The organism is Oceanobacter sp. 5_MG-2023 (assembly GCF_030548165.1).
Lineage (GTDB): Bacteria > Pseudomonadota > Gammaproteobacteria > Pseudomonadales > Oceanobacteraceae > Oceanobacter.
Map to the genome: position 1 here is coordinate 28,477 of NZ_JAUORS010000013.1, position 20,149 is coordinate 48,625.

Genomic DNA, 20,149 nt, shown 5'->3' on the forward strand with positions numbered 1-20,149 from the left:
ATTACTTATGTAGTGGTTCAATGATTCCGCTCATGTGTTCTTCCCTTTTTGAAATTGGAAACACCTTCCGGGTTCTATGCAAGAAGGAAGGAATCCCGTGAGCAGCAACCCGGGTCAGCAAGGGCATTGGGATTCAACGCTGACCGGGTTGTGATTGCATCGTCCCTGGACGGTTCTGCCGTCTATGCTGCCGGTAACCCGGCTTGCATTTTTCCTGCGGCAACGGCGTACAGCATGTCCAGCGCCAGGGTTGCTCCTGCCAGCGAGGTGATTTCTGCATGGTCGTAAGCAGGTGCTACTTCCACCACATCCATGCCACGTATATCCATTCCAGCCAGGCCCCGGATGATTTTTAGTGCCCCATCCATTGTCAGACCCGCGGATACTGGTGTGCCGGTACCTGGGGCAAATGCCGGGTCGAGGGCATCGATATCAAAACTGATATAAACCGGCCGTCCTGCCACTCGCTGACGAATACGCGTCAGTGTCGCGGCCGGGCCAAGGTCATTCAGTTCTGCGGCGTCAATAACTTCGAACGGGTGTCCGTCTGATTCATACGCGGTACGAATTCCCAGCTGGATCGAGTGTTCTGTATCCACCAGTCCCTCCACTACGGCATGGTGAAACAGGGTGCCGTGATCGTATTGGCTGCCGCCGTCATAGGTGTCGGTATGAGCATCAAAATGAATCAGTGCCAGCGGCCCGTGTTGCTTTGCCTGGGCCCGCAGGATCGGCAGGGTGACAAAGTGATCGCCACCCAAAAACAGTGTCTTTTTCCCGGCCTGTACCAAAGCAGCGGCGAAGGCTTCGAGGTTGTCGACCAGAGTCTGTGGTTCGCCATGGCGGAACGCAAGGTTCCCGGCATCCTCCAGTTTTAACACGTCATCCAGCGCAAAAGTCCATGGCCAGCGCTTGCCTTCCCAAATCAGATTGGCCGATGCCTGACGCACTCCCTGAGGCCCGAAACGGGCACCGGGACGACCAGACGTAGCCATATCAAACGGCACTCCCGCGACAATGACATCGGCGAGGGAGGTGCGGATATCTGTCATCAACGGGCACTGCATAAAGGTCATACCTAACGCCCCGTAGAGCGGCAGGTCGGCATTGGCAGAGGAGGTAGCCAGCGGATTATGGGAAGCAGACGTCGGGTACATGAATATTCCAGTCACTCATTGGGTTGTCAGAAGCTGAGATCAGGGTGTTACCTGTGTCTCGATACGGTATGAAGCGCAGAATAAGCGTCGCCAAATTATTAGAGAAATGAATAATATTCCTGACATAATGCACACTGTGCATAATTGGCTGAGACTTTGAATATGTCGGATACCACGTCACCACTAAGACATTTTGACCTTAACCTGTTGCAGGTATTTGATGCCCTGATCAGCGAATGCCATGTCTCGCGGGCATCGGAACGGCTGTTTTTGAGTCAGTCGGCCACCAGTCATGCCCTCAATCGGCTGCGTCAGCAACTTAACGATCCCTTGCTGGTACGTTGTGGCAGTGGCTTGCAGGCCACGCCTCGGGCGCTGGCGATGCTGCCCGAAGTCAAAGCCATTCTGAAGCAACTGGAGCTGACGCTGGCACCGCCGAAACAATTTGAACCGGCCCATAGCCAGCGGGTATTTACCATTGCAGCCACGGACTACTTTGAGGCGGTGGTATTGCCAGACATGATGCCGACGCTGCAACAGCAAGCCCCCGGGGTTATCTTTGACCTGGAAATGATTGGCCCGCACGCCTCGCTGGAGCGGCTGGAAAATGGCTCGGTGGATCTGGTCATTGGTCTGGATGAAAATCTCAGCATTCCCCCGCACCTGTTACGGCAGCCCTGGCTGACCGAACAACTGGTCTGCCTGGCGGGCACACGCTTCGATGATATTCCCGACCAGCTCACCCTTGATCAGTACCTGGATTTTCCTCATGTGGTGATGCTGGACCAGACCGATACCAGCACCAATGGCATCGACCGCTGGCTGGCTGGCCAGCAACGTCAGCGCCAGCGCCTGGCTCAAATGATCAATTATCTTGCCGCCGCCCGTCTGGTTGCCGAACGCCGGGCCTTATTAACCCTGCCGCGTCGTATGGCCGAACTGTTTAGTGACTGGCTGCCGGTACGTACGGTGGATGGGCCAGCGGATATGCCGCATTGGGACATGACCCTGATCCAACATCCGCTGCACGTACAGGACCCGGCCTTGCAGTGGTTGATCGAGCAAGTGGTTGGTGCGCGGATATAAGCCCAGACATCAGCCCGGTTAGAACCATGGATATCCGCAGCGGGTAGTGAGAGGGTAGTGAGCGGGTAGTGAGAGGAGCCGGGTGGCGGTATTGGTCAGAGTGCTAACGGCGAATCTGAAACAGTATTCTTCAGTCCGTGCTTACAGTTTCCTGCCATGGGTTCTGATAGTATGTCTCGCCGTTTATATAGCCTCGACTTCTGCACAGGCCCCGCCATGATGAAATCGCCAGACCAGACGCCGGAATTTGCCACTGCGGCGGCGTTACTTAAATATTTTGGCCGCAAAGCCCGCGTTTATAACGCTTTTTCAACCCTGCTGGGGTTGTTACAGGTGGCGATGACCATTGCCTTGGCCTGGCAGGTGGCGACCTTGCTGGATCGGGCGGTGTACCAGCCTTCATCGGTATTGCCATCATTACAGGACTGGCTGCAGTTGGCGGCGATTCTGTTATTGCGGGCGCTGGCGGTCTGGGGTCAAGGATTGCTGGGTAATCGCGCCAGTCTGCGGATTCGGGCGGCGCTGCGACAATTTGCCTTACAGCGTTGTTTTGGCCTCAATATTCGTTTGTTTCCTCACTTTAACGCTGCGGAAGTCAGCAATTTGCTGACCACTGAAATCGACAAACAACGGGGTTATTTTGCCGATTTTATACCGCAGCAGCGGCTCGCCGGTCTGATGCCGCTGGTGATTCTGCTGGCGTCGGCGTTTGTCAGCTGGCTGGTGCCTGTGATTCTGTTACTGACCGCTCCTCTGGTGCCCTTGTTTATGGTGCTGGTGGGTTCCAAAGCTGCCGATGTCAGCCGCGCCAATTTGCAGCAGCTCAACCGCCTCGGGGACTTGTTGGCCGACCGCCTGAAGAATCTGCAGGCATTACAACTGGCAGGTGCGGTAGAGCAGGAAGGCGATCGGCTGTTTGAACAGTCGGAAGATTATCGCAAATCGACCATGCAGGTGCTGAAGCTGGCATTTTTGTCGGGCACGGTACTGGAGTTTTTCAGTGCCATCAGTGTGGCGATTGTGGCGCTGTATCTGGGGCTGTTCTTTCTCGATAAATACGATGTTGGCAGTTACGCGGCCGGGTATGGTCTGTTTGACGGTATCTTTTTATTGATGCTGGCACCGGAGTTCTACCAGCCATTACGGCGTATGGGAGCCTTGTATCACGACCGTTCGGATGCGGTCAGTGTTGCCGAACACCTGCTGCAACTGGATAGCTGGCATCGCCAACTGGCGGTAGACAGCCAACCCCATGAGGTGGCGGCACTGACGTCGTTGCAGCTGCGTGGTGTGCAAAGTGGTGAGCTCGACAAACCGGTGCATGGGCCGGTTGATCTGGAGCTGCACCCAGGCCAGAAAGTCTTGTTAAACGGCCCTTCCGGGTCGGGTAAAACCACCTTGCTGGATACGCTGGCGGGCTTGCGGCCAGTGCTGGCCGGGGCGTTGTGTATCAATGGCCAACCGGCCTCTGTGTATCGTCAGGCGGATTGGTTTCAGCAGATTGGTTATCTGTCGCAAAAGCCGGAACTGCTCTTTGCCACCATTCGCGAGAACCTGACCCTGGGGCGCACGTTCAGTGATGAGGCGCTGTGGGCAGCCTTGAGCAATGCGCGTGTCGGTGTGCTGGTAGCGGCCTTGCCGGGTCAGCTGGATTACCTTATCAGCGACAGCGGCGGTTATCTGTCGGGTGGCCAGGCCCAGCGGATTGCCTTGGCGCGGGTGTTTCTGCATCGGCCTGCCTTGTTGTTGCTGGATGAACCAACAGCCAATCTCGATCAGGATACCGCGGCTGAATTTATGCAGCAGCTGGCGGTTTTTGCGGCGGATGGCGGCATGCTGGTAATGGCCAGTCATCGCCCGGGGGAGCGTGAGTTGTTTGATCTGGAGATCTCGCTGACCAAAGCGGCAGCAGCGGAGGCCTTGTTATGAAGTCCTTGTCACAACATTATTTTCGCCAGCTGGCGGCTGAGCAAAAGCTGGCTCTGCTGGGGATTTTTCTGGCGGTGCTGACGGCATTTTCCGGGGTTGCCTTGCTGGCCGTCTCGGGTTGGTTTATCAGTGCTGCGGCCATGGCAGGGCTGAATGCTGTGGCGGCGCATCAGTTTAATTATTTTACCCCGGCGGCCATGGTTCGCGGCCTGTCGATCTCACGAACCCTGGGGCGTTATGGTGAACGGCTGGCCAGTCATGAAGCGACCTTCCGGATTATATCCCGCTTGCGAGGGGATCTGTTCCGGCTGATTGGTCGGCGGCAGTGGCAGGAAATCCAGCTGGACCGGCATGAATCAACCAGCCGCTTGCTACAAGACGTGCAGCATATCGAGTCCATCTATCTGTCGGCGGTATTACCGGCGGTGGTGAATGTGGCGACGGTATTGGGCTATCTGTTGACCCTGGCGCTGGTATTGCCTGCCGTGGTGCCCTGGGCCATCCCTCTGCTGGTGCTGGTGGTGCTGGTGATGCCGTTACTGTACAGCCGGGCAGTGTTGCAGGCGCAGGATGGCAGCCATCAGCTGCGGTCAGAACAATGGCGACGCTCCAGTGCCTTGCTCAGTAATATGCGCACGCTGACGCTGCATGGCCGTTTACAGGCGGCCGGGGAGCAACTGGTCGAACAGGCCGGTGACGCCGATCGTCAGGAAGTACGGGCGGTGTCTCGCCAGCATACACTGCTGCTACTGGCTGAGGCTGGACTGGTGGCGCTGGTGGTGGTGATTTTCTGGCAAGGATTTGTTGCCTATCAAGCGGGTGAGCTGGCCGGAGCCAACCTGTTTATGTTGCTGCTGCTGACGCTGGGGAGTGGCGAAGTGTTGTTGACGGCTGGCCCGGTGGTGGCAGCCTGGCAGCTGGGTATGAAAGCATTACAACGGCTTGATCAACTGGCCGCGAGTGATCATGTTGCTGTCGATGGCCGTGAGTTCGTCGGCGACCGGGAGGATCTGGCCGTGGTGCTGGAGCAGTTGCACTATCGCTACCCTGGCCAGCCAGCGGCGGTGTTTGATGGTTTCAACCATCGTTTTGAAACGCAGGTGGGGCGCACCCGCTGGCATTGGATTTATGGCCCCAGTGGCTGTGGCAAAAGCACGCTGATTGCCTTGCTGGCTGGTCAGTTGCAGGCTTCGGCCGGTGCCATTCAGCTGTCGCTGGACAGCCCTGAAGGGATAGGCTTGATGCCACAGCGTATCGATATCTTGCGTGCCAGTCTGCGTGACAACGTGTGTCTGAACCACCCGCACAGCGATGACGATATTCTGGCGGCATTGGCTCTGGTGCAGTTGGACGAGTGGGCCATGCAGCTGCCGCAGGGGCTGGATACCTGGCTTGGCGACGGTGAGTGGCAAGCATCGGGCGGTGAATGCAAACGGCTGGGGCTGGCACGACTGGTGTTGCAGCAGCCGCGGATTATTCTGCTGGATGAGCCGGGAGCCGGAATGGACGTTGATCTGGCCCAGCAGGTCTTTGCCAACCTGGCCGATCACTGGCAACACCAGCTGGTGATTGCCAACAGCCATGATCGGGATCTGATTTTGCCGGGCCAGCAAGTACTGGAGCTGGGCTAGCAGGCTCCCCGCCTGCTGTTTTCCTGCCGCTCTGCAGTGACTGGATACAAATTGAAGTGATATGGATAGTGGCCGGGCATCTCGCCCGGCTAGCCTGTTCTCTGGTTGCTTTTTACCGGTAACCATTCGACTGACCATCCATCACCATGATGTATACGGGTACTGCTATGACGACTCTTCAATCACAAGCCATTGTGCCAGCAGGCATGGAATTTATTCGCGATGACATCGGTTATGCACCGGGTGTTCTGGTCGGCAATACACTGTATATCTCCGGCCAGATTGGCCGGGATTCCCAACGCCAGCTGGTGGTAGATAAAGAAGCCCAGTTTGTTATGGTGTTCGAGAATATGAAGCGGGTGTTAGAATCGGCGGGTGGTTCGTTTGGCGACCTGGTCGAAATGACCAGCTTTCACACCGATATGCGTGACCTGCCGTTATTTATGCAAGTACGTGACCGCTATCTGGACGGTATCCTGGTTGCCTGGACGGCAATTGGTGCGGCCTCTTTATGTGGTGCGCCCGGGTATTTTCTGGAAGTGAAGGGTGTCGCCCAATTTGAATGATTTATCAGGAACAGGCTCGATGATCAAAGATGTCTCTGCGTCCGCGTTGATTGCGGGATTTATGGTGGTGCTGGTGTCGTTCTCCGGGCCACTGGCGATTGTATTTCAGGCGGCTGAACAGGCCGGTGTTTCTCATGCGATGATGACTTCCTGGGTGTGGGCCTTGTCGTTTGGCGCTGGCATCACCGGGATCTGTCTGAGCGCCTGGCTGCGGGTACCTGTGATCACGGCCTGGTCGTCACCGGGGGCGGTATTGCTGGTGACGCTGTTCCCTGAATTGTCGTTAAACGAAGCAATTGGTGCCTATATCACGGCGGCGGTGATCCTGCTGCTGATTGGCATCAGTGGTTTGTTTGACCGGGTGGTGCATCTGATTCCGCGCGGAGTGGCGAGCGCCATGATGGCCGGTATTCTGTTTGATTTTGGTTTGGGGGCATTCCGTACGCTGGAGTCGACACCGGTTGTGGCGGTGGTGATGGTGCTGGCGTTTGTGATGTTCAAGTTTTTTAGCCGCAGCTATTTTCTGGTGCTGCTGGTCGTACTTGGCTTTGGTTTGTCGTTTACCGTGCTGGATGCCGATCTCAGCTCGCTGCGCTGGGAAATGGCGACCCCGACCCTGATTATGCCGGAGTGGACGATCAGCTCGACTCTGAGCCTGGCGTTACCGCTGATGATCGTTAGCCTGACCGGGCAGTTCTTGCCGGGGTTTACCATTCTCAAATCGGCCGGTTATACGGTCTCGACCCGACCGGTCATTACCGTCTTGTCGCTGACCTCGATTCCTATTGCCCTGTTTGGCGGCATTACGACCGTTGTGGCGGCCATTACCGCTTCCATGTGTACCAGTGCGGATGCTCACCCGGAATCGGACAAGCGTTATATTGCTGGTATTGCCAGCGGCTTTTTTTATCTGTTGGCGGGTTTGTTTGCTGGCAGTGTGGTGCTGTTTTTTACCAGCTTTCCAACGGAGATGATTGCCATTATTGCCGGACTGGCCTTGCTGGGAGCCATCAGTGGCAGCCTCGCGGGGATGCTGGATGACAAGGAGCACCTGGAAGCCTCGATGGTGGCCTTTATGACCACCGCATCCGGTATCAGTATTTATGGTATCGGCTCGGCATTCTGGGGCGTGGTACTGGGAACCGCGGTGTTTGTGATGACCAACCAGCTGCGACGGGTGGCGCGCTGAAACACGACGGCGTCGATAAACTCACCGGTATCAGCCCCGGTGAGTCGTGCTGGTTTACTGCAACTTCAACAGGCCCTCAAACAAGGCTGTCAGGCGGGTGTAGTCATCCAGTGGCAGCACATCGGCAACGTACTGATCTGGCCGCACGATCACAAGGCAGCCCTGTGCTTTATGAATGCCGCGCAGGTCGTAGATATTCTGGCCACCACCAGACGACTCCGGGCGGTGATCGGCACAGAAAACTTTCTCGTAGTCACGCAGGCCGTACTTGCCTTTTTGTGGTGCCAGCACCGGGTGTATGCTGCCGGTTTCCAGAGTCTGATGTGGCTGGTTAAACACCGCACGGACATCAATGACCGTATCCCTATCAGCTCCTGCCGGGGTGTGACGCAATAACGGTGAACGGGGATCGTTGGCGAGAAAGTCACACAAGGCGTTGACGCCACACTGATCCGACATGGCGTCTGCACTGCCGCCAAAGGCATAAATCCGATAAGCGCCATTGGCGGTATGACAGTGGCCCAGCTGCACCGGTTTGGCGTCGCCCTGACGGATAACCGGCGCAGAGTGAAAACGTTTCCCTACCGTGAGGCCACTGGCGAGGTACTGATAGCGGTCGTCAGACACCAGGACGGATGGCTTGTACTGAATGGAAACCCCGGCCGTGTATTGGCCAAAGAGCTGGAAGTAGCGCTGGAATCCAGCGGGATCGATCCCCTCCGGGTACTCGGCCGACTTCGGTCTGGCACTGAACATGCGTGAGAACTCGCGGTCGAAATCGATCAGCGCCTGACCGTACTCACGTCGTTCGGCAGAATAGGTTTTTAGCAGATCCTCTTCGGCCAGCCCGGTCAGTACGTGAGCCAGTTTCCAGCCCAGGTTCCAGGTATCCATAACCGATGTATTCAGCCCCTGACCGGCTTTCGGGCTGTGGGTGTGGCAGGCATCACCGGCCAGAAAAACCCGTGCCGGCCGCTCGGGAGTTGAATCATCAAAGGCGGTGGTGATGCGCTGACCAATCTCATACACACTCCACCAGGCCACTTCTTTCACATCAATGGTGTACGGTTGCATGATGCGATTGGCACCGGCAATCAGTACGTCGGCAGTCATCTCGTTACGGGCGACACGCTCATTCTCCTTGAGTTTGTCCAGCTCGATGTACAGGCGGGCCATGTAACCACCCTCACGCGGGATGATCAGCATATTGCCTTCGTTGTTGGAGTGGATCAGCGATTTCAGGCGAATATCCGGGAAATCGGTATTCAACAGCACATCCATCACGCCCCAGGCCTGGTTGAGAGCATCACCGACCAGCTCCTGACCAATCGCACTGCGCACGCTGGAACGGGCACCATCACAACCGACGACATACCTGGCTTTAACGGTCTCGATTTCCTGGCTGTACTGGGAGTAGTTAACACCGCGCTCCAGCTTGACCGTAACCGGATACTCGCCGCCTTCCGGGTCGACCTCCAGTCCCAGCAATTTACGCTGGTAGTGCGGCTCCACCTTGCCCGGGCCTTGGCGCATCACCTCCAGAAACATATCGTGAATACGGGCCTGGTTAATGATCAGGTGCGGCATCTCGGACAGATCGTCAGCCACATCCTGCACCTTGCCACTGCGGATAATCTGCTCGGGGTGATTGGCATCCGGCTTCCAGAATGCCGCTTCGCTGATCTGGCAGGCTTCCTGAATAACCTGATCAGCAAAGCCGTAGGCCTGGAACATTTCCAGAGTACGACAGGCAATGCCATCGGCCTGACCGACCAGCAGACGGTCGTCTTTCTGGTCAACGATGGCGACCGAAATATCGCCAAACTGCGACAGCTGCGCCGCCAGATTCAGACCCGCAGGGCCACAACCGACAATCAGCACATCGACATATTCCGGCAATGGGCGCTTGAGCGGCGGCGCGACGACAGCATCCATGGGATCAGCAAAACGAGGATCGCCGGGGTTAAAGCCGTTAAGGTGAAATTGCATAAGGTACTCCTACAGCAGGGCTGAGCCGTTGCCCAGCCAGGTCGTGGATGGTGTGATGAGGTGTGATGAATTATTTTTATAAATCAGCCATCACACTGTACCTGTGGCCAGTTATCAGGAAAAATTGGTTTTTATATTCAGATGCAAAGAAAATACATATATGAATCCTAACCTGCTGAAACAACTGGCAATGGTTGTGAAACAAGGGTCGATCAGTGCAGCTGCTGAACAATTGTTTATTACCCAGCCAACCCTGAGCCGTGCGCTGCAGCAATTGGAAATGCGCGTCGGCGCACCGGTGCTGACGCGCACCCGCTACGGCATGGTGCCGACTGACATCGGTGCCCGGCTGGCACACCTTGGTGAACGGATACTGGCCGACACAGAACAGGGCGATGAAATCATTCGCCAGTGGCACAGCGGTTACGACAACCAGTTCACCATCGGCATTGATCCTCTGTGGGAATACGCCACCGTCGCCGAGATGACCAGCGGCTTTTTAAGCCAGAGCCGTTATGTATTCCATTGCCGGGTGGGGTCTGCTGCTACCCAGATTGAATGGCTGCAAAACGGTGAGCTGGACTTTCTGCTGGCCCCGGCACACTTGTCGGTGGCACACGCTTGCGATCGCCAGGAGGCGCTGCAACGGCAAGTGGTGTTCCGCGACCGCTCCGGCGTCTTTGTCGGCAAGCAGTCGCCCTTGCTGGGTTCACAGCAACCGGTTTCTCTCGATATGGTGGCGCAGCAGCGCTGGCTGATTGCGGGTGCCAGTGCTGGATTCCTGTCCGGGGTCGAAGACCCGGCAGCACAACAAGCCGCTCGTATTGCCTTTACCGGTGGGATTCGCTCGGTGATACACCTGCTCAACACCACCGATATGCTGGTGCGGCTACCCGCCCGGCTGGCACTGATGACCGGAGAAATCGACCCGCAGCAACTGATTCAGATAGAAGATCAAACCAGCGCCCGACGGGATATCGCCCTCTGGTCTCGACAGCAAGACAGTGAACGGCCCGACAGCCAGAAAGTACGCAGCTTTATTCGGGATTGGGTGGTGGGGCTGGATCAAACCGTGGGAGAGTTCGGGCTGGCGTTGTGATGGTGTTGTGAGGTGTTGTGAGGTGTTGTGAGGTGTTCCAGTTTCAGCGGTGGATTGGTGGAAGAAATAGAGCAGTTGGAGGCAGGGGTTAGTTCACGCGCCGGTGCTGCGTCAGTGCTGCGTTGATGCCGGATGGCACAGTAATACGAGGCCGGTATTGGGCGGACTGCCTCCTGATTGGCTGGTTTGGTACGGCTACCGAATATCGGGAGTGTGAAATTTGCAAAGGGAAACAGCAAGCGCCAGGTTTATATCCCGGTGCGTTGTGCCAGTCGCTCGGCAACAAAATCGATAAAGCAGCGTACTTTGGCGGACATGTGTTTGCGGCTGGGATAGATCAGGTAGATATCAATCACCATCGGTTGGTAGTCGGTAAACAGTTCGATGAGTCGGCCACTGCTGATTTCGTTGGTAAATAGGAATGAGGGCATACAGACGATGCCGTGGCCAGCAAGGCAGAGGGAAATTTCCATTTCCGAGCTGTTGCTGCTGACCCGGCTATTCACTTCGACTTGGATATCTTTGCCGTATTGGTTGCGATAGTGCCAGAGGCGCGGTGTTTTCAAACCGCTGTAGGTGATGCAGTGATGTTCGGCGAGTTCTTCCGGCCGTTGCGGGGTTCCGTATTGTTGCAAATAGGACGGGGCGGCGAGTGTCACGGCCCGTGAGCGCATGACGCGACGGCTGATGAGGCTGGAGTCTTCCAGTTGCGGGGTGGCTCGTATCACAACGTCGAAGCCGTCTGCGACGATGTCGACCTTGAGGTTGTTGAAGTCGATTTCGAGGCCGACCTGTGGGTAATGCTGCAAAAAGTCGGAGAATATGCCGCGCATCTGGGCCATGCCAAAGCTGACCGGGCAGCTGACCTTGAGGGTGCCGGCCGGTTGTTGTTGCTGACCCATCAGGGCATTTTGAGCATTGCTGACGTCTGCGATGATTTGCTGGCATTGCTGGTAGTAGAGTCGGCCTTCGGCGGTCAAGTGCTGTGAGCGGGTGGTGCGGTTGAGCAGGCGGGTGCCGAGACGTTCTTCAAGCCGGGCGATTTCTTTGCTGATATAGGAGGTGGAGTGCCCGGTGTTGTCGGCGGCGCGGGTGAAGCTGCCAGCACTGACTACTTCGGCGAAGATGATGATGCCGTCCAGCAGATGGGCATTGTAGGTCATGCTGTCTCCTTTTCTCGCTCACGACGTGTTGGCTTTTGACGGCGTGAATAATGGCTTATTGATAGTCATATGGAAACAATAACTCCACAAAAGCTCTATTAATCAATCTGTGTGGCTAATGTAAGGTATACCTCATCAATCAACCTTCTCAATCAATCTTCACCTTAAAGGAGCCACCGCATGAAAATATTAGCGTTTGCCGCTACTAACAGCCGTCAGTCCATTAACAAGCAGCTGGTCACTCATGCGGCCAAGCAGCTGCAACAGACCACTGGTGCTGAGTTGGAAATCCTCGATCTGAATGACTTCGAGATGCCGATTTACAGTGTTGACCGTGAACAGGAGTCTGGCATTCCTGAACCGGCTCAGACGTTTTTCAAGAAAGTCGGTGAAGCCGATGCCGTGCTGATCTCGTTTGGTGAGTTTAATGGGTCATTCAGTGTGGCGTATAAAAACGTGTTTGATTGGGCTTCCCGCATCGACCAAAAGGTTTATCAGAACAAGCCGGTGTGTGTAATGGCAACGTCCCCAGGCCCCGGGGGTGCGCAGAGTGTATTGGCGGCAGCGGTGGGGTCTGCGCCGTATTTCGCCATGGACGTGAAAGCGCAATTGTCGGTACCGTCGTTCTACGATAACTTTGATGTTGAGAAAGGTGAGCTGAGCAATGCGGAATTGTCTGCGGCGCTAACCGAGGCGTTGGCAACGCTGGCTTGAGGCCCTGTATGGCCTGATTGCTGTAAATTTAAAAAACCGGCTCTGCCGGTTTTTTTGTGCCTGAAATAGGTTTGCGGATACGGACGGAGGCGGTTCCTACGGGCAAGGCCTATCCTCTCAGGCGACGATGCGCATATCCATCTCACTGAGGTGATTAAGGAACAGCGTGAAAATCTCGCTTTGTTGTGAGGTATTCAGGCGGCCGTGGATATTTTTGCGATGCACCTTGACGGTGCCGACACAGATATTAAGCAGGTCGGCGATGGATTGGGAGCTGTGGCCTTGCAGAATCAGCGCGGTAATCTCTTGTTCGCGGCGGGTCAGTACGCCCTGGCCGAAGGTGCGCAGGGCCTGGGTCAGGGTGCTGCGACTTTTGCCGTTGGGCAAGTATTCGTCGGCGTTGGAAAGCCAGAACTGGCGAATCAGCGCGCTGATCATGGCGCAGTGTTCCTGTAGCCGGTTCATTTCTGCGCGGGTGATGCTGCCGAGGCTGGATTTGCGACCAAGAGACAGGGTGAAGTAGCTGCTTTCTGCCAGCTCGATCACCAGGTTGATCTCGTCGACCAGATCAAATTCCTGATAGCAGTTGTGGAAGTATTCCGTCTGGGTGAAGGAGTCCGGTGCGATGCTGCTGAGGCGGCTCAGGCCGGTAATCTGGCTGCTGCTGGCGTTGTTCTGCAAGGCACTGTAGAGCGGGTCGAGCAGGTAACTGTGATGCAGGTAGGTTTCCAGCGCCGGGCTGGGTTCGCTGGTCTCGGTGTATACCAGCGTTGGCTTGGCACCGGGAACAAACACCAGCATCAGGCAGGTGTCGAAATGCGCCAGCGTCGCCAGGTAATCGGCCAGTTCTTTCGGAAAACTGGTCAGGCGAATATGGTCGACCAGACTGGCCAAGGCTTTGGTTGCGATGATATCGGCCATCAGAGTGCTCCGGCTTGTTGGGCGCTGGTGAGGGTCAGGTCGAGGCAGGTACGGATTTTCTGGCACAGCTCGTTGATCTCGGTTTTGCTGATGATCAGCGGCGGTGACAACACCATACGGCTGCCGACGGCGCGCATGATCAGGCCATTGGCAAAACAGTGGTCGCGGCAGATCATGCCGATGTCGAGGCTGGACGGGAACAGGGTTTTTGTGGCTTTGTCCTGCACCAGTGCGATACCGGCTACCAGACCAACGCCATCAATCTGGCCCACTAACGGGTGGTCGGAGAGGCTTTCACGCAGGGCTTTCTGGAAGTAGGGGCCGGTGCTGTCGCGTACCTGCTCAACAATGCCTTCGGTTTTCATTATTTCGATGGTTTTCAGCGCCACGGCGGCGGCCACCGGATGACCGGAATAGGTAAAGCCGTGGTTAAAGTCGTTATCGTGCTCCATCAGGGCGTTGCTGATGCGATCCCCGACCGCCACGGCGGCGATGGGCAGATAGCCTGAGGACAAACCCTTGGCCATCGAAATAATGTCGGGCTGGATATTGAAGGTATCGCTGCCGAACCAGTTGCCGGTACGTCCAAAACCACAAATGACTTCATCCACTGCCAGCAGAATGTCGTACTGGCGGCAAATACGCTGGATTTCTGGCCAGTAGCTGGCGGGTGGCACGATCACGCCACCGGCACCCTGGATTGGTTCCGCTACAAACGCGGCAACGTTGTCGGGGCCAACGGCGAGGATTTTTTCTTCCAGCGCTCGTGCAGCCGTCAGACCAAATGCCTCTTCGCTTTGATCACCGCCTTCGCCATACCAGTAAGGCTGTCGGATGCGCTCGATGTTCGGTACCAGCGGGCCACCCTGTTGGTGCATGCCGCTCATGCCGCCGAGGCTGGTGCCGCCGATGGTGCTGCCGTGGTAAGCGTTGTCACGGCTGATCAGAATATTACGCCATGGTTTGCCCTTGATGGCCCAGTAGTGGCGGGTCAGCCGCATTAGGGTATCAATGGCTTCCGAGCCTGAACTGGCAAAAAAGATCCGGTTGAGGTCGCCGGGCGTCACACTGGCGATGGCTTCTGCCAGCTGGGCCACCGGGCCATGTGTGGTCTGGAAGAAGGTGTTGTAATACGGCAGCGTGCGCATTTGTTGTTCGGCGACCGTTGCCAGTTCTTCACGGCCATAGCCCAGGTTCACACACCACAGACCTGCCATTCCATCCAGAATCTTGTTGCCCTGATCATCCCAGATGTACACACCATCGGCGTGAGTGATCACCCGTGCGCCCTTGTTATTGAGGCGGGTGGCGTTGCTGAACGGATGCAGATGGAAGCGGGCATCGGTTTGCTGCAAGGATGAGTGGCTGGCGGAAGCAGTAGTGGAGTCGTGTTTCATGGCGCTGACCGTGTTTTAAAATGTGATCACAATTTTGTGATCACAAAATGATTTGGTCAAGGGCTGTACAAAAGCACTGGCCTGAAATGACCAATCGTCCAGATTGTCTGTCAGCGCGCCGGGTGATACCGGGCTGGCCATGATCTGTGAGGGAATTAACATTATTTGGCAAACAAGCCGCAACAAGTGTCCGTCGGCGGCCCCTAACCCAGCAGTTGTTGCAGCTGCTCCGGCGATGAAGCAAAGGCGCAGCCGTCACGAATATCGGCGCTGATGGCCATTTGCAGGGCCAGGGAGTCGCGCTCACGAATGGCGCTGATGGCTTCCTTGTGGCGATCGACCTGGTAATAATCGTCGAGGTTTTCGATGGCTACCTGCATAAAGGGCGCAAGTTGCAGCCACAGGCTTTCGATCAGCGACTGGGTCACCTGATGCGGGTTGGCGGTGTACAGCAGACGGTGAAACTCTTGGTTGTAACGGGTCACATCGTGGCCGTTGCCGTGCTCGGTGGCGATGTCGATGCGGTGATCGAGGTCTTCGAGTTGTGCCAAGCGCGCTTCGTCGATATAGGGCATGGCGCGGACGGCACTGTGGGTTTCAAGGCAGATGCGGGCTTCGACCAGTTCGGCAAATTTCATCGCCGTCATTTTGGGCACCATCACGCGCCGGTTTCCCTGAATCTCCAGTGCGCCTTCGGCAGACAATTGTCGCAGGGCCTCCCGGATTGGCATCGGCGAAACATCCAGCAATGTGGCCAGTTCCCGAATTGTCAGTGCCCGTCCTGGTGGTATTTTGCCCAGTAATACCGCTTGCCGCAGAGTGCTGTATACCCACTGGGTGATAGTTACAGCGCTGTGGCGCTCAGTTAGGGTGAGATCAATCGGGGTGTGTTTATCCATGCTGATAGCGCTCTTTCTGCTGGTTATACCGGTGTTTTTTACTTGCCTGTCATCGAATATGTGATCACAATTCAGACATTCAAGCACAACACGGGCGTGTCAGCCAGAGTGTTTATGACCCCTCTTTTTCTTGTGCTCCTTCATGACCAGGTGTTCCATGCAAAATGATTTTGATCTTTTTATCGTCGATCTGAACGGCAACCTGCGAGGCAAACGCCTGTTAGGCAGCTCGCTGGAAAAAGTTTATGAAGAGGGCGTCAAGCTGCCACGCTCTGTTATCGGTGTCGATTTCTGGGGCGGCGATGTGCCAGATAACGGACTGGTTTTTGAAACCGGTGATAACGATGGCATCTGTGTGCCGGTGCAAGAAAAACCGACTCCGGTGCCCTGGGCCGGTCAGGAGCGTCATCAACTACAAGCGATGATGATGAACCCGGATTACTCGCCCTTTAATGTCGATCCGCGTCAGGTATTAAAAAATATCGTCGACCGTTTCCATGAGCAGGGCTGGTATCCGGTGATGGCAACGGAGCTGGAATTTTATCTGATGGATGGTGACTCGGAAGAAGTACAGCGTCCGCGGCCGCCGGTGCTGGACCGGGGTCATGGCCGTCGCCTCAATACCACTGATGCCTATTCGATCGAAGATGTGGATGGTCTGGAATCGTTTTTTGCCGAAGTCCGTGCCGCCTGTGATGTGCAGGGCGTACTGGCCGATACCATTATTTCCGAGCTGGGGCCGGGCCAGTTTGAGATCAACCTCAAACACGTGTCCGACCCGCTTAACGCCGGGGATCAGTCGATCTGGTTCAAACGCCTGGTCAAGGGGATTGCCCGCAAGCACGGTTACACCTCGACCTTTATGGCCAAGCCATACGCGGAACACTCAGGCAACGGCTTCCATGTGCATTTCAGCCTGCTCGATAAAGACGGCAATAACCTGTTCGACAACGGTGGCGAAGAAGGCACCGAGATGCTGACCCAGGCGATTGCCGGTCTGCTGCAATTGATGCCCAGCTCAATGCTGATGTTCGCGCCGCACCTGAACTCCTATCGCCGCTTTCAGGATGGCTCGCACGCGCCGGTTTTTGCGTGCTGGGGTTATGAAAACCGCACCACCGCGGTTCGAGTACCGGAAGGCGACCCGGAAGCACGGCGTCTGGAGCATCGGGTATCCGGTGCGGATGCCAACCCGTATCTGGTGCTGGCGGCTGTTTTGGCCGGCGCTTTGTATGGCTTGAACAACAAGCTGACCCCACCGGAACCCATGGAAGGTGATGCCTATGCCGACTCCGATGAGTCCACTCGCTTGCCGTATCGCTGGGATGACGCCATCAAGGCACTGGACAAGAGTGCGGTGATACGGGAGTACCTGGGAGACGAATTTGTGGATGTGTTTTGTGCCATCAAGCGTCAGGAAATTACGGAACTGAACAGCCGTATTTCTGATATTGAATATGAGTCTTACCTGGGTTTGTTGTAGGGGCGGCGTGTTCCCGACCGGCTCTGCCGGCTTTCCGCTGTCGCACCCGCCGTTTTGGGTCAGTCGTTCTCGTCAGTCACCATCGCGTGATTGACGGGGCGACTCCCATAACACCTATTCCCACAACACCGATTGCCATAACACCGATTACCATAACACCACGTCCATTGCCCCGTTTTGCCCATCAGGGAAGGATTTATTCTGCCCACCGATTGGGCTTTTCTTGATTTATAGCAGCCTGTTTGTGCCGCCTGTCTGATATACAGTCCGCCGCTTAATCGACGTATCAAGGAGGAACGTATGCGAAAGTTGGCAGCATCCATATGTGCACTGACCATAGCATCCAGCGCCTGGGGCGCAGACAAGGAGCTGAATATCTATAACTGGGATGATTATATCTACCCGGAAGCGGTTGCTGAATTCGAGCAGCAAACCGGTATCAAAGTGAATTACGACGTTTACGAAACCGACCAGACCCTGGATGACGTGCTCAAGGCAGGCAACAGCGGTTATGACCTTGTGGTACCGTCTGGTCTCTTTCTGGAGCGGCAAATCCAGGCCGGGTTACATGCGCCAATCGACCGGAGCAAGCTGGATAACTACAACAACCTCGATCGGGTGCTGTTGGCCAAGGTCTCATCCTACGATGAAGGTAATACCCACGGAGTCCCCTGGGCCTGGGGCACCATCGGGTTAGGCTACAACGTCGATATGATCCGCGAGCGGCTGGGGGATATGCCCACCAATACCCTGGATCTGATCTTCAACCCCGCCATCACCGCCAAGCTGAAAGACTGTGGCATTGGTGTACTGGACTCGCCCTCCGACGTGATCGCCATCGCCCTGAACTACAAAGGCATTATGCCGGACTCCGAAAGTACCCGGCACCTGAAAAAAGTAGAACAGATGCTACTGGCCAATCGGGACAACTACCGTTATATCCATGCTTCCCAATACACAGAAGATCTCGCTAACGGCGATATCTGTCTGGCACTGGGTTACAACGGCGATATTCTGCAATCCCAAATCAATGCCGAAGAAGCGGGTAACGGGGTTAACGTGGCGTATGAAATTCCTCAGGAAGGCACCGCGATCTGGTTTGATCTGATGGCTATTCCGGCGGATGCCGCAAACAAGGAAGCGGCTTATCAGTTTATCGACTTTATTCTGCAGCCAGAAACGGCTGCGCGCATTTCCAACCATGTTTATTACGCGGTCCCCAATCGAGCGGCAGCCCCTTTTCTGGATAAGGACGTGAGCAGTAACGAAGGGGTGTATCCGGTCTCGAGCTTGAAATCCAACCTGTTTTCTCTGAGAGCCCATAGTGACAAGTTCAATCGTGTACTGGAGAGCACCTGGACAAACATCAAGAGCGGCATTTAACTCGCCGGTAGCCGGCTTTGTTCCTGTTTGCAGAGCCGTTTTTTATACCTGTTTTTCCTCATTTCACTGCCGCGACTTGCCGGTCGCCGCCAGCCTGTTTTCCCTGATCGATTGACGGTCGCTATCAAGATTGCCCAAGCGCGATAACCTGCCAACCAGCCGGGCTGCGGACACGTTGTCCATAATGTGAACATTGTCGGTCGGCTTGTACCTGTGGCAAGCCATTCATGTGTCTGTAACGCTTGATTTTACTGGCCTGCGCCCGGCATCTGGGGGATATAGCCCCTGGGGGGTATGGGAATGCCTGAGCGGCATCCGTAGCGTGACGATCAAGCTTGATCGATAACGTCTTATTTCTGGAGAAACGTATGCTCAAACTGTCTGCTCTGATGGCCTCTGTATGTGCGCTGACGGCCGCATCCAGCGTATTGGCCGCTGATAACAAGGAATTGAATATCTATAACTGGTCGGACTACATTTACCCGGAAGCGGTGTCTGAGTTTGAACAGAAAACCGGCATCAAGGTGAACTACGACGTTTACGACTCCAACGAAGTGCTGGAGGCCAAGTTGATGACCGGCAGCAGCGGTTATGATTTGGTGATTCCAACCGGAGCGTTTCTGGAGCGTCAGATCCAGGCTGGTATCTACACCACCATCGACAGCAGCAAACTGAGTAACTACGGCAACCTCGACAGCACCTTGCTGGAAAAAGTCGCCCGTCACGACGCCAACAATGCCCACAGCGTGCCATGGGCCTGGGGCACCATTGGACTGGGTTACAACGTGGAAATGATCAAGGCGCGACTGGGTGATATGCCCGCCGATACCCTCGACCTGATCTTTGACCCCAAAATCTCTGCCAAACTGCAAGACTGTGGTATTGGCATTCTGGACTCCCCGGCAGAAGTGATGTCGATTGCCCTCAACTACGCCGGTCTTGATCCTAACTCAGAAAGCAAAAGCGACCTCGGCAAAGCCGAAGCCCTGATGAAAGCCAACCGTGACAACTACCGCTACTTCCACTCCAGCCAGTACATTTCTGATCTGGCCAATGGTGAAATCTGCGTAGCCCTGGGTTACAACGGCGACATTCTGCAATCCCAGAGCCGTGCTGAAGAAGCCGGGCAGGGCGTAGAAGTGGCCTATGCGATTCCAAAAGAAGGCACGCTGGTATGGTTTGACCTGATGGCCATTCCTGCCGATGCACCCCATAAAGACGCGGCTTACCAGTTTATCAACTTCGTCCTGGAGCCAAAAACAGCCGCTGGTATCTCCAACTATGTGTATTACGCCGTACCCAACACCGCCGCCGAGCCATTGTTGAACGAAGACGTGATCGGCAACCCGGGGATCTACCCCAGTGCCGAAGTAAAAGCCAAGCTGTTTACCCAGCAAGCCCACAGCGCCAAATTTGATCGCATACTGAACCGCGCCTGGTCAAATGTGAAAACCGGCCGTTAATTGATCGTCGCATCAGTCGGGCAGAACGCCCGGCGGTGTTACCATTCCTGAGGGGGGACTGTCCCCCCATCTCACTGGTA

The 20,149-nt window shown here is 55.8% G+C and carries 16 protein-coding genes; 10 read left to right on the plus strand and 6 right to left on the minus strand.

Annotation, left to right across the window (positions count from 1 at the left end):
- Positions 1 to 182: 182 nt before the first annotated feature.
- Positions 183 to 1,157 (minus strand): agmatinase, encoded by a 975-nt coding sequence (gene speB / locus Q4551_RS10230; RefSeq protein ID WP_303433566.1) that lies wholly within the window; start codon positions 1,155 to 1,157, stop codon positions 183 to 185.
- Positions 1,158 to 1,319: 162 nt separating this feature from the next.
- On the opposite strand from speB, the gene Q4551_RS10235 reads away from it, so the two are divergent.
- From Q4551_RS10235 to Q4551_RS10255, 5 genes are all read left to right on the plus strand, one after another.
- Positions 1,320 to 2,243, plus strand: coding sequence for a LysR family transcriptional regulator (locus Q4551_RS10235; RefSeq protein ID WP_303433568.1), 924 nt, complete (start codon positions 1,320 to 1,322; stop codon positions 2,241 to 2,243).
- Positions 2,244 to 2,414: 171 nt separating this feature from the next.
- Complete coding sequence (gene cydD / locus Q4551_RS10240) at positions 2,415 to 4,172, plus strand: thiol reductant ABC exporter subunit CydD (protein ID WP_303433569.1); 1,758 nt, start codon at positions 2,415 to 2,417, stop codon at positions 4,170 to 4,172.
- A complete protein-coding gene (locus Q4551_RS10245) occupies positions 4,169 to 5,803 on the plus strand; it encodes an amino acid ABC transporter ATP-binding/permease protein (protein WP_303433571.1) in 1,635 nt (544 codons plus the stop codon). The genes cydD and Q4551_RS10245 overlap by 4 nt, the downstream gene beginning before the upstream one ends.
- 167 nt (positions 5,804 to 5,970) lie before the next feature.
- Entirely contained in the window at positions 5,971 to 6,369 is a 399-nt protein-coding gene (locus Q4551_RS10250) for a RidA family protein (RefSeq protein ID WP_303433573.1), read from the plus strand.
- A gap of 19 nt (positions 6,370 to 6,388) precedes the next feature.
- On the plus strand, positions 6,389 to 7,558 hold the full coding sequence (locus Q4551_RS10255) for a benzoate/H(+) symporter BenE family transporter (protein ID WP_303433575.1): 1,170 nt from the start codon (positions 6,389 to 6,391) through the stop codon (positions 7,556 to 7,558).
- 54 nt (positions 7,559 to 7,612) lie between these two features.
- Here Q4551_RS10255 and Q4551_RS10260 read toward each other — a convergent pair whose 3' ends face one another.
- On the minus strand, positions 7,613 to 9,547 hold the full coding sequence (locus tag Q4551_RS10260; RefSeq protein ID WP_303433576.1) for an FAD-dependent monooxygenase: 1,935 nt from the start codon (positions 9,545 to 9,547) through the stop codon (positions 7,613 to 7,615).
- A 160-nt stretch (positions 9,548 to 9,707) separates the two neighbouring features.
- On the opposite strand from Q4551_RS10260, the gene Q4551_RS10265 reads away from it, so the two are divergent.
- The gene (locus tag Q4551_RS10265) at positions 9,708 to 10,646 is read left to right on the plus strand and encodes a LysR family transcriptional regulator (protein WP_303433578.1); all 939 of its coding nucleotides are present in this window, start codon (positions 9,708 to 9,710) and stop codon (positions 10,644 to 10,646) included.
- A gap of 248 nt (positions 10,647 to 10,894) precedes the next feature.
- On the opposite strand, the gene Q4551_RS10270 is transcribed toward Q4551_RS10265, so the two are convergent.
- Positions 10,895 to 11,809 (minus strand): LysR family transcriptional regulator, encoded by a 915-nt coding sequence (locus Q4551_RS10270; RefSeq protein WP_303433580.1) that lies wholly within the window; start codon positions 11,807 to 11,809, stop codon positions 10,895 to 10,897.
- A gap of 180 nt (positions 11,810 to 11,989) precedes the next feature.
- Here Q4551_RS10270 and Q4551_RS10275 point away from each other — a divergent pair, with 180 nt between their 5' ends.
- On the plus strand, positions 11,990 to 12,523 hold the full coding sequence (locus Q4551_RS10275) for an NADPH-dependent FMN reductase (RefSeq protein WP_303433582.1): 534 nt from the start codon (positions 11,990 to 11,992) through the stop codon (positions 12,521 to 12,523).
- A 117-nt stretch (positions 12,524 to 12,640) separates the two neighbouring features.
- Here the strand turns inward: Q4551_RS10275 and Q4551_RS10280 are convergent, their stop codons facing one another.
- From Q4551_RS10280 to Q4551_RS10290, 3 genes are all read right to left on the minus strand, one after another.
- Positions 12,641 to 13,444, minus strand: a complete 804-nt coding sequence (locus Q4551_RS10280) for a helix-turn-helix transcriptional regulator (RefSeq protein WP_303433583.1) — start codon at positions 13,442 to 13,444, stop codon at positions 12,641 to 12,643.
- Positions 13,444 to 14,841 (minus strand): aspartate aminotransferase family protein, encoded by a 1,398-nt coding sequence (locus Q4551_RS10285; RefSeq protein WP_303433585.1) that lies wholly within the window; start codon positions 14,839 to 14,841, stop codon positions 13,444 to 13,446. Before Q4551_RS10285 ends, Q4551_RS10280 begins: the two co-directional genes overlap by 1 nt.
- 203 nt (positions 14,842 to 15,044) lie before the next feature.
- On the minus strand, positions 15,045 to 15,740 hold the full coding sequence (locus tag Q4551_RS10290; protein ID WP_303433587.1) for a GntR family transcriptional regulator: 696 nt from the start codon (positions 15,738 to 15,740) through the stop codon (positions 15,045 to 15,047).
- A gap of 157 nt (positions 15,741 to 15,897) precedes the next feature.
- Between Q4551_RS10290 and Q4551_RS10295 the strand changes: the two genes are divergently transcribed.
- The 3 genes from Q4551_RS10295 (at position 15,898) to Q4551_RS10305 (ending at position 20,069) form a co-directional block, all read left to right on the plus strand.
- Positions 15,898 to 17,223 (plus strand): glutamine synthetase family protein, encoded by a 1,326-nt coding sequence (locus Q4551_RS10295; RefSeq protein WP_303433589.1) that lies wholly within the window; start codon positions 15,898 to 15,900, stop codon positions 17,221 to 17,223.
- Positions 17,224 to 17,523: 300 nt separating this feature from the next.
- Complete coding sequence (locus Q4551_RS10300) at positions 17,524 to 18,606, plus strand: polyamine ABC transporter substrate-binding protein (protein WP_303433591.1); 1,083 nt, start codon at positions 17,524 to 17,526, stop codon at positions 18,604 to 18,606.
- A gap of 368 nt (positions 18,607 to 18,974) precedes the next feature.
- Positions 18,975 to 20,069, plus strand: a complete 1,095-nt coding sequence (locus Q4551_RS10305; protein ID WP_303433593.1) for a polyamine ABC transporter substrate-binding protein — start codon at positions 18,975 to 18,977, stop codon at positions 20,067 to 20,069.
- Positions 20,070 to 20,149: the final 80 nt, after the last annotated feature.